Annotated in this window: 13 protein-coding genes and 1 riboswitch; of the genes, 6 read left to right on the top strand and 7 right to left on the bottom strand. The window is 73.6% G+C overall.

The window, feature by feature from the left end:
* The first annotated feature begins 270 nt into the window (after positions 1-270).
* The gene (locus OG871_RS21465) at positions 271-2,172 is read left to right on the top strand and encodes a diguanylate cyclase domain-containing protein (protein ID WP_371498588.1); all 1,902 of its coding nucleotides are present in this window, start codon (positions 271-273) and stop codon (positions 2,170-2,172) included.
* A gap of 145 nt (positions 2,173-2,317) precedes the next feature.
* A complete protein-coding gene (locus OG871_RS21470) occupies positions 2,318-3,217 on the top strand; it encodes a hypothetical protein (RefSeq protein WP_371498589.1) in 900 nt (299 codons plus the stop codon).
* Here the strand turns inward: OG871_RS21470 and OG871_RS21475 are convergent.
* The 4 genes from OG871_RS21475 to OG871_RS21490 form a co-directional block, all read right to left on the bottom strand.
* A complete protein-coding gene (locus OG871_RS21475) occupies positions 3,202-4,086 on the bottom strand; it encodes a class II fructose-bisphosphate aldolase (RefSeq protein ID WP_371498590.1) in 885 nt (294 codons plus the stop codon). The two genes, OG871_RS21470 and OG871_RS21475, sit on opposite strands and share 16 nt — an antisense overlap.
* 65 nt (positions 4,087-4,151) lie before the next feature.
* Positions 4,152-5,327 (bottom strand): N-acetylglucosamine-6-phosphate deacetylase, encoded by a 1,176-nt coding sequence (nagA, locus tag OG871_RS21480; protein ID WP_371498591.1) that lies wholly within the window; start codon positions 5,325-5,327, stop codon positions 4,152-4,154.
* A complete protein-coding gene (locus tag OG871_RS21485; RefSeq protein WP_371498592.1) occupies positions 5,324-6,256 on the bottom strand; it encodes an ROK family protein in 933 nt (310 codons plus the stop codon). The genes nagA and OG871_RS21485 overlap by 4 nt, the downstream gene beginning before the upstream one ends.
* Positions 6,257-6,425: 169 nt before the next feature.
* Positions 6,426-7,346, bottom strand: coding sequence for an SIS domain-containing protein (locus OG871_RS21490; RefSeq protein WP_371498593.1), 921 nt, complete (start codon positions 7,344-7,346; stop codon positions 6,426-6,428).
* A 221-nt stretch (positions 7,347-7,567) separates the two neighbouring features.
* Between OG871_RS21490 and OG871_RS21495 the strand changes: the two genes are divergently transcribed.
* Both OG871_RS21495 and OG871_RS21500 read left to right on the top strand, forming a co-directional pair.
* Positions 7,568-8,362: a DeoR/GlpR family DNA-binding transcription regulator gene (locus OG871_RS21495; RefSeq protein ID WP_371498594.1), complete on the top strand. Its 795-nt coding sequence runs from the start codon at positions 7,568-7,570 to the stop codon at positions 8,360-8,362.
* Positions 8,363-8,561: 199 nt separating this feature from the next.
* Positions 8,562-9,872: an extracellular solute-binding protein gene (locus OG871_RS21500; protein ID WP_371498595.1), complete on the top strand. Its 1,311-nt coding sequence runs from the start codon at positions 8,562-8,564 to the stop codon at positions 9,870-9,872.
* Positions 9,873-9,883: 11 nt separating this feature from the next.
* Here OG871_RS21500 and OG871_RS21505 read toward each other — a convergent pair whose 3' ends face one another.
* Positions 9,884-10,228 carry a cupin domain-containing protein gene (locus OG871_RS21505; RefSeq protein WP_371498596.1) on the bottom strand — a complete coding sequence of 115 codons (345 nt, stop codon included), beginning with the start codon at positions 10,226-10,228 and terminating at the stop codon, positions 9,884-9,886.
* Positions 10,229-10,321: 93 nt separating this feature from the next.
* Here OG871_RS21505 and OG871_RS21510 point away from each other — a divergent pair, with 93 nt between their 5' ends.
* Together OG871_RS21510 and otsB are read left to right on the top strand one after the other, a co-directional pair.
* On the top strand, positions 10,322-10,549 hold the full coding sequence (locus OG871_RS21510; RefSeq protein ID WP_371498597.1) for a DUF3263 domain-containing protein: 228 nt from the start codon (positions 10,322-10,324) through the stop codon (positions 10,547-10,549).
* Between the two features lie 53 nt (positions 10,550-10,602).
* The gene (gene otsB, locus OG871_RS21515) at positions 10,603-11,463 is read left to right on the top strand and encodes a trehalose-phosphatase (protein WP_371498598.1); all 861 of its coding nucleotides are present in this window, start codon (positions 10,603-10,605) and stop codon (positions 11,461-11,463) included.
* Here the strand turns inward: otsB and OG871_RS21520 are convergent.
* Both OG871_RS21520 and OG871_RS21525 read right to left on the bottom strand, forming a co-directional pair.
* Complete coding sequence (locus OG871_RS21520) at positions 11,447-12,916, bottom strand: trehalose-6-phosphate synthase (protein WP_371498599.1); 1,470 nt, start codon at positions 12,914-12,916, stop codon at positions 11,447-11,449. The two genes, otsB and OG871_RS21520, sit on opposite strands and share 17 nt — an antisense overlap.
* A 67-nt stretch (positions 12,917-12,983) precedes the next feature.
* The gene (locus OG871_RS21525; RefSeq protein ID WP_371503375.1) at positions 12,984-13,970 is read right to left on the bottom strand and encodes a glucosyl-3-phosphoglycerate synthase; all 987 of its coding nucleotides are present in this window, start codon (positions 13,968-13,970) and stop codon (positions 12,984-12,986) included.
* A 192-nt stretch (positions 13,971-14,162) separates the two neighbouring features.
* Positions 14,163-14,306: riboswitch (SAM riboswitch) on the top strand.
* Positions 14,307-14,311 lie beyond the last annotated feature (5 nt).

Genomic DNA, 14,311 nt, shown 5'->3' on the forward strand with positions numbered 1-14,311 from the left:
CCAGGGGTGATGATGCAGGGCCCGGAGGCCGTCACGGCGCTTCGGCCGCGGGCCGTGACGGCGGGCCGCCGGATGGTCCGGAGTCAGGGAATGTCCCGGTATCGGATGACTCAAAGCGCCCGAACCGGTCGATCATTGTGTGATTTGAGTCACAGTGGCTACCTATTGCTGACCGAGCGTGCCTATCGCAGTGCTCCCTGTGATTCAGTTCTTCTGGCAATCGGACGATAACCAGTCACGAACAATCCGAAGCAGCCGGGGAGCCCCCGCATGGAAGCCGAGTCGGAGCCCTACGTCCGCCTCGCGACCCTCCGCACCTTGCACCGGGTCGTGGCGGACCTCAACGCTGCCCGGAGCCTGGCCGGCACCCTGCAGGCCGTGGTCGAGGGCGCCGTGCACGGGCTCGGATTCGACGCCGCCGCGGTCAGCCTGGTCCGTCCGGACGGCGACCTGGTGGTCGCCGCGGTCTGGGAGATCGAGGAGAGCGCCCTCGGCGGGCCCGCCGTGCTGCTCGGCCAGGTCGGCTCCCGGGAGTCCTGGGAGCGGCTGCTGGGGGTCTGCGACCACTGGGGCACCCTGCGCTTCCTGCCGAACGACCGCGGCTGGGCGGTCGCCTCCGACATCCCGACCTGGACCGGCGACGGCCCGCTGCCGGTGTACGCCAACGACTGGCACCCCAACGACGCCCTGCTCGCCCCGATGTACAGCGCCGGCGGCGATCTGCTCGGCGTCCTCTCGGTGGACCGCCCGCGCAGCGGCAAGCGCCCGGGGGCCTGGACCCGCGAGGCGCTGGAGATGTTCTCGCTGCAGGCGTCCATCGCCATCGGGAACGCGAGGCTACGCGCGGAGATGCAGCGCGCCCTGGCCCGGCTGGAGAAGGAGCAGCAGGCACTGCGCGCCAGCGAGGAGAGCTTCCGGCAGGCGTTCGAGTACGCGCCCAGCGGGATGGCCATCACCGAACTGCACGGCGACGCGATGGGCCAGCTGACCCGGGTCAACGACGCGCTCTGCCGGCTGCTCGGCCGCCCCCGGGCCACCCTGCGCCAGCAGCGCTTCGCCGACCTGGTCCACCCCGAGGACCTGGAGCTGCTCCTGCGCACCAGCGCCGAGGGCGGCCGGGCGGAACTGCGCCTGTCCCGCCGGGACGGCGGCTACCAGTGGGTCTGTCTGCGCAACTCGGTGGTGGCCGACGCCGCCGAGGGCCCGAGCTTCCTGCTCACCCACGTCGAGGACATCGAGGACCGCAAGAAGCACGAGCTGCAGCTCGCCCACCGGGCCAGCCACGACGCCCTGACCGGCCTGCCCAACGGCGCCGAGCTGAGGGCCCGGCTCGGCCGCCGGCTCTGCGCCGCGCCGCAGGGGCCGGGGGGAGCCGCCGCGCACGGGGCGGCGTACGGGGCGGGCTACGGCGCGGTGGCGGCCGGGCACGCCCCGCTGCCCCCGGGGACCGTCGCCCACGAGGCCCAGGACATCGCCTACAGCGCGGCCTACAGCCCCGCCTACGAGCCCTCGTACGGCGGCGCCTCCTATGGCGCCCACGGGGGCTTCGAGGGCCTGGACGCGGGCGTCCCGGCGCACGGCTACGGTCACCCCGAGGAGTCGCTCCACCACGACGTCGAGGCCTTCGACGGCGGCTACCCGCTGCGCGGCCGGGAGCCGGCCGCCGACCACGTGCACGCCGTCGTCCCCGGCGACCCGCCGGGCGGCGAGGTCTGGGGGGCCGCCCGCCGGACGGCCCCGCCGGGCGAGAAGGGCCTCGCGGTGCTCTTCTGCGACCTGGACGGCTTCAAGTCGGTCAACGACCGGTTCGGCCACAACGCCGGCGACGCGGTGCTGATCGAGGTGGCCCGCCGGCTCCAGCAGGTGGTCCGCGAGGGCGACACGGTCGCACGGATGGGCGGCGACGAGTTCGTCGTCCTGGCGGACGGCATCGGCCGCGAGGAGGCCAAGGACCTGGCCGGCCGGCTGCGCAACGCGATCATCCCGCCGATGCGGATCGACAACCGGGCGATGCGGGTCGGGGTCAGCCTGGGCATCGGCTGGGCGGGCTGCGGGATGAGCATCGAGGAGGTGCTGCACGCCGCCGACGAGCGGATGTACGACGAGAAGCGGGCCCGCGGCAGCGCCGTGCGCGGAGCCCGCGGGGAACGTTCCCACCGCCGCGCGGGATGAGCCCGGGCGGGCCCGGCCAAGCGCAGATCAGACCGCCTTTTCCCCGTTGTCCGGGGCGACAGGTAGGGTGCCCTGGGTACGAGCGTCCACCACTGACCGTACGGCATGCTCCGTGCGGCCCGCCGCGATGGGGAGTTGAACCACCGTGACCACGGCCGGCAGCAACGGCACACCCGAGAGCGCGGGCGACGACGACCCGTTCGCCTACCTCTACCGCCCCGCCGAAGGCGAGACGGCCCCGCAGCCGCAGCCGCGCAGCGCGTACAGCAGGCCGATGGAGGTCGGCCGGGCCCAGTACGGCGCGCCGGCCGCGGCGCCCACGCAGCAGTTCCCGCCGCCCCCGCAGCCCGCGCCGGTGCCGCAGCAGACCCGGTACGCCGAGCGCTCGCGCCCGCAGCCGGGCGAGGACCGCCCGAGCGGCGGCCGGGGCAAGGCCGCGGTGATCGGCGCGGTCGCGGTGATCGCCGCCGTCGCGGTCGGCGCGGGCATCGCGCTGTCCGGCGGCGACGCGGACGGCAAGCCCGGGGCGAAGGGCACCCAGAGCAGCGCGCCGACCGCGGCGCAGTCCGCGGCGGCCCCGGTGTCGCCGTCGGCCTCGCCCAGCCCGACGGCGGACAGCAACCCGGTCGCCGACGCGTCCAAGCTGCAGGGCCAGAACGCCCCGGTGGGCAACACGGTCAAGGGTGCGGTCTCGGCGGACGGCGGCTACCTCACGCTGCAGCCCGGGTCCTCGGTGACCTGGACGATCTCGGTGCCGACGGCCGGGCAGTACAAGCTCTGGCTGCACTACAACAACACCGCCGGCGAGGCGCCCGCGACCGTCACGGCCAACGGCAAGGACCATCCGGGCGGCGTCACCTTCAAGGTCTTCACCAAGGGTCTCGACCCGGAGCACTCCTGGTCCTACACCAACGTGTGGCCGCAGCTCCAGGCCGGGACGAACACCCTCACGGTGTCGGTCCCGGCCGGGAGTCCGGGCGGAGTGCTGCTCGACCAGGTGACCCTGACCGACATGTCGGTGAGCGGCGACTACCCGAGGCGCTGACCGCCGGCGCCGGCCACTCCGGTACGGACCAGCCCGGCCAGGTGGGCGACCACCTCGGCCATCGCGGTACGGGCGGGCGCGAGGTACTTGCGAGGGTCGCTGACCCGGTCGTCCCCGGCCAGGTGCCGGCGGACGGCCGGAGTGAAGGCGGTGTTCAGCGCCGTCCCGATGTTGACCTTCACCAGGCCGGCCGCCAGGCCCGCCGCCAGCTCCTCGTCCGGGACGCCCGAACTGCCGTGCAGCACCAGCGGAACGGGCACCGCCGCGGCGAGTCGGCGGATCAGCTCGTGGTCGAGGGCGGCGGAGCGGGTCGTCATCGCGTGCGAGCTGCCGACGGCGACCGCCAGCGCGTCGACCCCGGTCTCGGCGACGTACTGCGCGGCCTCGGCCGGGTCGGTGCGGGCGCCGGGGGCGTGCGCGGGGAGCGGCGGTTCGCCGTTCTTGCCGCCGACCCGGCCGAGCTCGGCCTCCAGGTGCAGGCCGTGCCGGTGCGCCCAGGCGGTGGCCTCGGCGGTGGCCTTGACGTTCTCCGCGTGCGGCAGGGCCGAGGCGTCGTACATGGCGGAGGAGAAGCCGGCCGAGGGCGCGGCCCGCAGCAACTCCCCGTCCTCGACGTGGTCGAGGTGCAGGGAGAGCGGCACCCGGGCGGCGGCGGCCACCTCGGCGCAGGCCCGGGCGAGCGGGAGCAGGCGCCCGCCGTGGAAGGCCACCGCGTTCTGACTGATCTGCAGGATCGCGGCGGTGCCGGCGAGTTCGGCGCCGGTGGCGATCGCCTCGGCGTGCTCCAGCGTGATCACGTTGAAGGCGGGCAGGCCGCGTCGCTCGGCGACGGCGGCGGCGAGCAGGTCGGCGGTACGGGCGAGTGGCATGGGAGTCCCCCAGAAGGTGAGTAGCGGGACGCAGTACCGCTACTCACCCCCGGCAGGACGGGAGTTCAGGCCGCGTGGGCCCGGGCGAGGCGGTCCGCGCCGACGATCCACTCGCCGCGGCGCATCACCGCGACGAGCTCGTAGGTGTCGGAGTCGAGGACGACGAGGTCGGCGTTCTTGCCGGCCTCCAGGGAGCCGATCGAGTCGCTCAGCCCGAGCAGGCGGGCCGGGACGGCGGACAGGGACTGCACGGCCTGTTCGAGGCTCAGGCCGTTGACGGTGACGGAGCGTCGGAGCGCCACGTCGAGGGTGAGCGTGGAGCCGGCGATGGAGCCGCCCTCGACCAGCCGCGCGACCCCGTTCTCGACCCGGACCTGCAGCGGGCCGAGCGGGTAGAGCCCGTCGCCCATGCCGGCCGCGCCCATCGCGTCGGTGATCAGCGCGACCCGGTGCGCGCCGGCGGTGCCGTACGCCAGGTCCAGCACGGAGGGGTGCAGGTGGACACCGTCGTTGATGAGCTCGACGGTGACCCGCTCGTCCTCCAGCAGCGCGACGATCGGCCCGGGGGCGCGGTGCTGGATGCCCGGCATCGCGTTGAACAGGTGGGTGGCGACGGTGGCGCCGGCCTCGATCGCCTCCAGCGTCTTGGTGTAGTCGGAGTCGGTGTGGCCGACCGCCGCGATGATGCCGAGGTCGGCCAGCATCCGGACGGACTCCAGGCCGCCCGGCAGTTCCGGGGCGAGGGTGAACATCCGGGCGTGGCCGCGGGCCGCGTCCGTCAGCTTGCGCACCAGCGCCGGGTCCGGGTCGCGCAGCAGGTCGGGGCGGTGGGCGCCGCACCGGTTGTGCGAGATGAACGGCCCCTCGAAGTGGATGCCGGCCAGCACCCCGTCCTCGACCAGCTCGGACAGGACCGCGGCCTGGTGGCAGAGTTCGTCGATCTCGCCGGTGACGGTGGAGGCGACGGTGGTGGTGGTGCCGTGCTCCAGGTGCGTCCGGGCTGCCCGCAGGGCCTCCTCGGCCACCCCGGAGGTGTACGAGGCACCGCCGCCGCCGTGCACGTGGAGGTCGACGAAGCCGGGCACCACGGTGCGCCCGGTGAGGTCGAGATCGCCCGGCTCGGCGTCGCCGCCGACGGCCGCGATCCGCGAACCCTCGACGGTGATCCGGCCGTTGTCGACGATGCCGCCGGGCAGGACCAGTCGGGCGCCGGCCAGTGCAGTACGGTCCGCGGTTGTCACGCGGTCACCTCCATGGAGAGCAGATCCCAGGCGAGCAGGCCAGCGCCCAGGGACGCGGCGGTGTCTTTGAGCATGGCCGGAACGACCTTCGGGGGCATCTGGAAGGTCAGCCGCTCGTTCACCGCGTCGCGCAGTGGCGTGAAGAGGGTGTCACCGGCCTCTGCCAGCCCGCCGCCGACGATCACCGTCGACGGGTCGAGCAGGCTCTGTGCCAGCACGATCCCGTCGGCGAGGGCGTCGACCGCGGTCTGCCAGATCCCGACCGCGCGCTCGTCCCCGGCGTCGACGGCCAGCGCGCAGGCCGCGGCGTCGGCGGCGGGGTCGCCGCTGGCCTCGGCCCACGCGCGGGAGACCGCCGAGGCCGAGGCCAGGGTCTCCAGGCAGCCGACGGCGCCGCAGCCGCACCGCGGTCCGCCAGGGCGGACCACCACGTGGCCGATCTCGCCGCCGTAGCCGTGCGCGCCGGCCTCGATCCGTCCACCGATGCCGATGGCGCCGGCGATGCCGGTGCCGAGCGCGATGAACAGGAAGCGGTCGACCCCGCGGCCGGCGCCGATCCGGCCCTCGGCCAGCCCGCCGGAGCGGACGTCGTGGCCGAGGGCGACCGGAAGGCCGCCGAGCCGTTCGCCGAGCAGCTTGCGCATCGGAAGGTCCCGCCAGCCGAGGTTGGCGGAGAAGACCGCGATCCCGTTCCTCTCGTCGATCGTCCCCGGCACCGCGACGCCGGCGGCGAGGGGCGCGCAGCCGAAGCGGCTGCGGCCCTCGTCCGCCAGGTCGGCGGCGAAGTCGAGGATGGTGGCGACGACGGCTTCGGTGCCGTGCTCCCGCCCGGTCGGTCGGCGTGCTTCGAACAGCACGGAGCCGTCCTGGGCGAGCAGCGCGGCCTTCATGCCGGTGCCGCCTACATCGAGTGCGATGACGTGCTTCACGGGGGACAGTTTCCCTTGCCCGAGTCGAAGAGGTCTAGTCCAGTTGCCCGATTGGTCTGGTCCATGAGAGGTGAGGTTTGTCGCGCTTGGGTGCCTGCTGAGGGATTTGTGGATCCTCGGGCAACCTTCCTTCCGGTCAGCCGTCGGTGCCCCGGGGGCCGCCGTGCGCTCAGGCCAGGATGACGGACCTGGTCAGGTTGCGGGGCTTGTCCGGGTCGAGACCACGCGATTCGGCGACCGCGATGGCCAGCCGGTGGACGCGCACCAGGTCGGCCAGCGGGTCGATGCCGCCCGGCCCGGAGTCCGCGACCAGGTGCCCGCCGACCCCGCCGACCTGCTCGGCCAGGCCCTCGGGCAGGGCGCCGAAGCCCCAGACCGCGCGGCCCGGCGAGGTGATGCTGATCGGGCCGTGCCGGTACTCCATCGCCGGGTAGGCCTCGGTCCAGGCCAGGGCGGCCTCGCGCATCTTCAGGCCGGCCTCCTGGGCCAGTCCGTTGGTCCAGCCGGCGCCGAGGAAGGTGAACTGCTCGCAGGCCACCAGCTCGGCCGGCAGCTGCTGGGCCAGGGCCCGCTCGGCGTCGTCGGCGGCGGCGGCCACCGTGCCGACCCCGGCCGGCCGGGCGTCCTCCAGTTCCAGGTGGGCGCGCAGCAGTGCGAGCGCGGTGGTGGCGAAGCGGGTCTGCACCACCGAGCGCTCGTCGGCGAAGCCCAGGTCGACCAGCCGGTCGGCGGCCGCCGCGATCGGCTGCGAGGTGTCCCCGGTGATCGCGGTGCTGGGCGTGCCGATCCGGCCGAGCAGGTCGAGGACCTCGGTGGTGGTGCCCGAGCGGCTGATCGCCACGACCCGGTCGTAGCGGCGGTGGTAGGGGAATTCGGAGGCCGCGAAGGCGTCCGTCTCACCGTGGCCGCCGGCCTCGCGCAGTGCCGCGTAGGACTGCGCCATGAACCACGGGGTGCCGCAGCCGACCACGGCCACGCGCTCACCGCGCTGCGGCAGGGCAGCGCCCGACTCGGCCGCCAGTCCGGCGGCGGTGCGCCAGTCGGCGGGCTGGGTGGCGAGCTCCTCGCCGGTCAGGGATGGATGGGGCATCGGGTGGGCTCCTCGGGTCGGCACTCCGGTCCACAGCAACGGGTGGTGCGTGAAGCTGATTGATTTATAGCTTTTTCGAGCATCATTGCGCAATGGTGGGCGCCGGTTCGGCGGGAAGATCCCGCATCGACGCGCGGAGATGTGACAAGCTGTCCCCGCTTCGCGCGTGGTCCCGCGCGGCTTGCGAAGCACGTCGAGCGCGCAAGGAGGGGCGGCACCGCGTGTCCAGGTACGAGCGTTGGAACTCACTGCTGGAGCTGCTCGCCGAGCACGGCAAGCTGGAGGTGGAGGAGGCCGCCGACGCGCTCGGGGTGTCCGCCGCGACGATCCGGCGCGATCTCGACCAGCTGGCCCGCCAGCAGATGGTCACCCGCACCCGGGGCGGCGCGGTCGCGCACAACGTCTCGTACGACCTGCCGCTGCGCTACAAGTCGGCCCGGCACGCGGACGCCAAGCAGCGGATCGGCGCCGCCGTGGCCGCGCTGATCGCGCCCGGCGAGGTGGTCGGCCTCAACGGCGGCACCACCACGACCGAGGTGGCCCGCGCCCTGGCCGTCCGCCCGGAGCTCACCGAGCGGCCGGAGAACGGCCCCGGGCAGACCCTCACCGTGGTCACCAACGCGCTCAACATCGCCAACGAGCTGACCGTCCGCCCGCAGGTCAAGATCGTCGTCACCGGCGGCGTCGCCCGCCCGCAGTCGTACGAGCTGATCGGCCCGCTGGCCGGTCTGGTGCTCGGCGAACTCGCCCTGGACATCACGGTGCTGGGCGTGGACGCGGTGGACGTCGAGCACGGTGCGACCGCCCATCACGAGGGCGAGGCCAGCGTGAACCGGCTGCTCGCCGAGCGGGCCCGACGGGTGGTGGTGGCCGCCGACTCCTCCAAGCTCGGGCACCGCGCCTTCGCCCGGATCTGCGGGCTCGACCGGGTGGACACCCTGGTGACCGACGGTGGCGTCGACGCCGAACTGGCCGCCGCCTTCACGGAGGCCGGCGTCGAGGTGATCACAGCCTGAACGGACTGTGGGGCGGTCGCGTACGACCGGCGGAGACCCGGAGGAGGGTGTCCCCGATGTCCGCATAGGTCGGATTCCGGTTGCACCTGATGCAACGTCAACAGACAACTCGGTAACTAACACCGCAAGAGGTATGGACCACCCGGGCGATGCCTGCCAGGGTGGCGCCGGTCTCCTCCCCCGAAGGCGGTAAACCGAGTTGAACAGCGCGGCCCAGCAAAGACCGACTCGCACGTCCTGTCGCCCGGCCCTCGCGACGGCCCTCTCCGGAGCCCTCCTGCTCACCGGCTGCGGAGCGGTCGGAAGCGGCGACGGCGGCCCCGTCACCCTCAGGCTGGTCGCCGCCGACTACGGTGACACCGAGGCCACCAGTACCACCCATTACTGGGACGACCTGGTGAGCCGCTTCGAGGCCACCAATCCGGGCTTCAAGGTCTCGGTCGAGGTGGTCAGCTGGACCGACATCGACAAGCGGGTCGCCGAGCTGATCGCCGCCGGCAAGACCCCCGACGTGGTGCAGACCGGCGGCTACGCCGACCAGGTCGCCGCCGACCGGCTCTACCCCGCCGGGGAGGTGCTGTCGATCGACACCCAGGCCAACATGATCGACGTGTTCGCCAAGGCCGGCCAGGTGCTCGGCAGCCAGTACGGCATCCCGTTCGTCGCCTCCACCCGGGTCTTCGTCTACAACAAGACGATCTTCCAGAAGGTCGGCATCAGCGGCCCGCCCGCCACCTGGGAGGAACTGCGCAAGGACGCCGAGCTGATCAAGGCCAAGCAGCCCGGCACCATCCCGTACGCGCTGCCGCTCGGGCCCGAGGAGGCCCAGGGCGAGTCGATGATCTGGACCATGAGCGGCGGCGGCACGCTGGCCGACAACGCCGGCAACTACACCGTCGACAGCCAGCCCAACCGCGACACCTTCAAGTGGCTGCGCACCAATCTGGTGGACCGTCACCTCACGTACCCGGACCCGTCGACGGTCGACCGCAAGACCGCCTTCACGGACTTCGCGACCGGCAAGGTCGCCATGCTCAACGGGCACCCCGGGCTGGTCGCCAAGGCGATCGAGGCGAAGGTCGAGTACGGCACGGCGGCCATCCCGCGAAAGGAGGCCGGTGCCAAGCCGAGCACCCTCGGCGTGGCCGACTGGATGATGGCCTTCAAGGCCAACGGTCACAAGACCGAGATCAAGAAGTTCCTCAACTTCGTGTACGCGAAGGAGAACACGCTCAAGTTCGACGAGCAGTACAACCTGCTGCCGGTCACCCAGGACACCAAGGACGAGATGATCGGCAGCGGCAAGCACCCGGACCTCACCGAGTTCCTGAACGCCCTGCCGACCGCCAACTTCTACCCGCTCGGCGACCCCTCCTGGGACAAGGTCAGCGGACTGCTGAAGACGAAGATCGGCGGAGCGGTGAAGGCGGGCGGCGAGGGCGTGCTGGCCGAGCTCCAGGCCTCGGCCGCGCAGGAGGCCGGCCGGGCCCGCGCTGCCGCGGGCCACTGACGGCCGGCGGGTCAGAGGTTGATCGAGTAGGCCTTGCGCAGCGTCTCGTGCACGGTCCAGGTGGTGCGGTCGCCCTCCCGCAGGACGGCGAGATCACCTGGACCGACCTCCAGCGTCGGCCCGCCCTCGAACTCGATCGTGGCCCGGCCGCTGACCACGACGAACAGCTCGTCCGCCTCGGTGTCGGTGACCACGCCGGGGGTGATCTGCCAGATGCCGCGGATCTGCCTGCCGTCCGGGGACTCCCAGAGCACCTTGCCGGACACCTCGGGGGAGCCGGAGACGATCTGGGCGGGGTCGAGCGGGTCGGGTTCGAGCTCGGCGTCGGGAATGTGCACCGCGAAACTGTTGGTCATGATCCCGACGCTAACCGCCGACGGGCCGGACCGGCGGCCGCAGAGTGTGTCGGGGCGGGCGGGCAGAATGACACCTCGTAAGCGGAGGTGACCATGGCTGAGCTGAGTGAACGCGATCGCGCGGTGCTGGCGCTGGAGGCGCGGGCCTGGCGGACGGCCGGTGCGAAGGAGCGGGCCGTCCGGGAGGAGCTGGGCATCTCCGGCACCCGGTACTACCAGCTGCTGAACGCCCTGCTCGACCGGCCGGAGGCGCTGGCGCACGCACCGGTGCTGGTGAACCGCCTCCGGCGGATCCGGCAGGCCCGGCGCGACGCGCGGTAGCCCGCCGGGCGCAGGGACGCGTCGGGCGGGCGGGCCTGGGTACGGTCGTGGGCATGGGTATGCCTGAGTACGTGACGCCCCGGACGGCTGCGGGCCGGGAGGGGCTGGCCGCACTGCTGGCCGCCCCCGCGGAAGGCGCGGTGGGACTCGACTTCGACGGGACGCTGGCGCCGATCGTGGCCGACCCCGAGCAGGCTCGGGCGCACCCCGGGGTCGTGCCCGCGCTCGCCGCGCTGGCGCCGCTGGTCGGTTCCGTGGTCGTGGTGACCGGGCGGCCCGCCGCGCTCGCGGTGGAGTACGGCGGCTTCGCCGGCGTCCCGGGCCTGGAGCACCTGACCGTGCTGGGGCACTACGGCGCCGAACGCTGGGACGCCCGCACCGGACGGATCACCGCACCCGAGCCGCCCGCGGGAGTGGTCACGGCCCGCGCGGAGCTGCCCGCCGTCCTGGCCGGGGCGGGCGCGCCCGCCGGTACCTGGACCGAGGACAAGGGCCGGGCGCTGGCCGTGCACACCCGGCGCACCGACCGGCCCCAGGAGGCGTTGGACCTGCTGCGGGGGCCGCTCGGCGAGCTCGCGGCCGCGCACGGCCTGATGGTCGAGCCGGGCCGGATGGTGCTGGAGCTGCGTCCGCCGGGGGTGGACAAGGGGGCGGCGCTGACGGCGTTCCTCACCGAGCGGGCGCTGCGGACGGTGCTGTACGCCGGCGACGACCTCGGCGACCTGCCCGCGTACGAGGTTGTGGAGCGGCGCCGGGCCGAGGGGATGGCCGGTCTGCTGGTGTGCAGCGCCCCGGACGGGAGCGAGGCCCCGGTCCGGGCCCTCGCCGACCGGGCGGACCTGGTGGTCCCCGGCCCGGCCGGCGTGGTCGAACTGCTCACCGCCCTCGCGGCCGGGCTCAGCCGAGGGCGTTGAGCTGGTCCAGGAACCACTGCTGCGGGGGCAGCGCGGTGGCCGCCGCGGCCAGCCGCTTGGTGCGGTCGGCGCGCTCGTCCCGCGGCATGGTGAGGGCCTGGTGGAGGGCCTCGGCGGTGGCGACGACGTCGTACGGGTTGACGGTGATCGCGTCCTCGGCGAGCTCGGCGAAGGCGCCGGCCTCGCGGGACAGGACCAGGGCGCAGCCGTGGTCGGAGACCACCGGGATCTCCTTGGCGACCAGGTTCATGCCGTCCCGGATCGGGTTGACCAGGGCGACGTCGGCGAGCCGGTAGGCGGCCAGCGAGCGCGGGAAGTCGTCGTTGACGTGCAGGATCAGCGGCTGCCAGGCGGGGGTGCCGAACTCGTCGTTGATCTCGTGCGCGATCCGCTGCACGGCGGCGGTGTACTCGCGGTACTCGGGCAGGTCGTGCCGGGACGGGTAGGCGAAGGCGATGTGCACCACCCGGCCCTGCCAGTCGGGCCTGGTCCGCAGCAGGTGCCGGTAGGCGAGCAGGCCGCGGACGATGTTCTTGCTGAGCTCGGTGCGGTCGACCCGGACGATGGTCCGGCGGTCGCCGACGGCCTCCTTGAGCGAGGCCAGCCGGGCGTCGACGTCGGGCCGGTGGGCCCGCTCGCGCAGGAAGTCGGCGTCGGCGCCCAGGCCGTGCACGCCGAGCCGGGTGGTGCGCCCTGCGTGCGTCACGGTGAGGGCGTCCCGGTCGATCTCCGCGCCGAGCAGGTCGGCGCAGCAGTCGGCGAAGGCCAGTGCCCAGCGCCGGGTGAGGAAGCCGGCCCGGTCGGCGCCCAGGATGCCGGTGAGGACGGCGGCGCCGACGTCGTCGGGCAGCATCCGGTAGTACTCGGGCGGGGCCCACGGGGTGTGCGAGAAGTGTCCGATCCGCAGGTCCGGGCGCAGGGCCCGGAGCAGGTCGGGGGCGAGCGACAGGTGGTAGTCCTGGATCAGGACGGCGGCGCCCGGGGCGGCCTCGGCGGCCAGTGCCTGCGCGAAGGCGGCGTTGTAGGCGGTGTAGGACTCCCACTCGCGGCGGAAGCGGTCGTCGAAGGTGGGCGAGACCGGGGTGTCGTAGAGCAGGTGGTGGACGAACCAGAGGGTCGAGTTGGCCACACCGTTGTAGGCGCGGGCGAAGGTGCCGGGATCGATGTCCAGCATGCGGACGGCCTGGCCGCCGACGTCGAAGCCGCCGAGGTCGAGGCGGCCGTCGGGGGACTGCCGGGCGGCCGTCCGGTCGGCCTCGCCGAGGGCGGCGCAGACCCAGACGGCACTCGGGTCGTCGATCGCGGAGAGGCCGGAGACCAGGCCGCCACCCCCTCTGCGCAGGGTCAGCGAACCGTCGTCCTCGCTGGTGAAGGACACCGGGCCGCGGTTGGAGGCCACCAGGATCGGGGCGGCGCCGGGCTGATTCGAACGTGCGGACGCGTGATCGGCCATACTGCCAAGCTTGCCGCGACACCCGGTGTGCAAACCACTCAGCACGGCGCCGGGGCGCGCCGCTCGGTCACGGGAACAGCCGCCGGTACTCGGGGACGGTCCGCATCGGGGGGCGCTCGACGGCGCCGACGGGATGGGTGTGGGCGGTGAAGTCCCGGGTGACCGGGTCCCGGGAGAACTGGGTGAGCAGCGGGTGCACCAGGCCGTCCCCGGCCTTCAGCCGGTGGGTGCGGTCCAGCCGCTCCAGGGCGGTGCGGTAGATGGTGGCGGCCATCCGGCCGAGCGCCTGGCCGTCCTGGTGGCGGTGGTGCCGGACGCCGACGTCGACCTGGGCCAGCGCGTCCAGGCCGACGGTGTCCAGGGCGTCCACCAGCAGGCCGAGCTCGACGCCGTAGCCGGTCGGGAACGGCAGCCGCTCCAGCAGGGAGCGGCGGGCCGCGTACTCGCCGCCGAGCGGCTGGACGAAGCCGGCCAGCTGCGGCCAGTGCAGGTTGAGCAGCGGGCGGGCGACGAGCTCGGTGACCCGGCCGCCGCCGGCCGGGACCACCGCGCCCTCGGTCTCCAGCGGCCGGTCGTACATGGCCTTGACCAGCTGGATTGCCGGATCGGTGAGCAGCGGACCGATGATCCCGGTGACGAAGGCGGGGTCGAACTCGCGCAGGTCGGCGTCGATGAAGCAGACGATCGCGCCGCGGGTGGCGAGCAGGGAGCGCCAGAGCACCTCGCCCTTGCCGGGCTCGGCGGGCAGCCGCGGCAGTATCTCGTCCCGGTGCACCACCCGCGCCCCGGCGGCCGCGGCCCGTTCGGCGGTGCGGTCCACCGAGCCGGAGTCGACCACCACCAGCTCGTCCACCAGCGGCAGCCGCTCCATCAGCTCCTCGCGGATCGCCGAGACGATCTCGCCCACGGTCGGCTCCTCGTCCAGCGCGGGCAGCACCACGCTGACCGAGCCCGCCGCCCCCGCCGCGCGCTTCGCGGCGAGCAGCGAGGCGACCGGCCGGTCGCCCGCCGTCCAGGAGCGGCGGCGCAGCCAGGACGCCACCTCGGGCAGCACGTCGGGCCTGGGCTGGTCGGGCAAGGTCTCGCTCCTCGGAATGGGCGACGCCGTCTCGGGTGTCGGACGCCATGGGGTGGTACCGGGGCCTTCGGATACAGTCTTGGTAATGCGATCCGACCCTCGCACGTCGGGGTGGGTCGCCGCGCACGACCACAAACGCGCTGTCGGCTCCAACGCCGCGCGCCACATTGCTCATCCAGAGGGACTGAGGGAACGGCCCGTCGACGTCCCGGCAACCTTCTCGTCCGGCTAACTGACCGTCAGGTCGAGGCCCCGGCGGGACAGGTGCCAATTCCGTCCTGTGGCGCGCCCGCGTCACGGGGAAGATGAGGAGAGAG

Origin of the sequence: Kitasatospora sp. NBC_00374 (assembly GCF_041434935.1) — a bacterium.
In the GTDB taxonomy this organism is placed as follows: Bacteria; Actinomycetota; Actinomycetes; order Streptomycetales; family Streptomycetaceae; genus Kitasatospora.

What these genes read in the sequence shown, in the direction of transcription:
- OG871_RS21505 (WP_371498596.1), bottom strand. Translation starts at nt 10,228, where the DNA reads ATGACCAACAGTTTCGCGGTGCACATTCCCGACGCCGAGCTCGAACCC.
- OG871_RS21475 (WP_371498590.1), bottom strand. Translation starts at nt 4,086, where the DNA reads ATGCCACTCGCCCGTACCGCCGACCTGCTCGCCGCCGCCGTCGCCGAG.
- OG871_RS21510 (WP_371498597.1), top strand. Translation starts at nt 10,322, where the DNA reads ATGGCTGAGCTGAGTGAACGCGATCGCGCGGTGCTGGCGCTGGAGGCG.
- OG871_RS21520 (WP_371498599.1), bottom strand. Translation starts at nt 12,916, where the DNA reads ATGGCCGATCACGCGTCCGCACGTTCGAATCAGCCCGGCGCCGCCCCG.
- otsB (WP_371498598.1), top strand. Translation starts at nt 10,603, where the DNA reads ATGGGTATGCCTGAGTACGTGACGCCCCGGACGGCTGCGGGCCGGGAG.
- OG871_RS21465 (WP_371498588.1), top strand. Translation starts at nt 271, where the DNA reads ATGGAAGCCGAGTCGGAGCCCTACGTCCGCCTCGCGACCCTCCGCACC.
- OG871_RS21490 (WP_371498593.1), bottom strand. Translation starts at nt 7,346, where the DNA reads ATGCCCCATCCATCCCTGACCGGCGAGGAGCTCGCCACCCAGCCCGCC.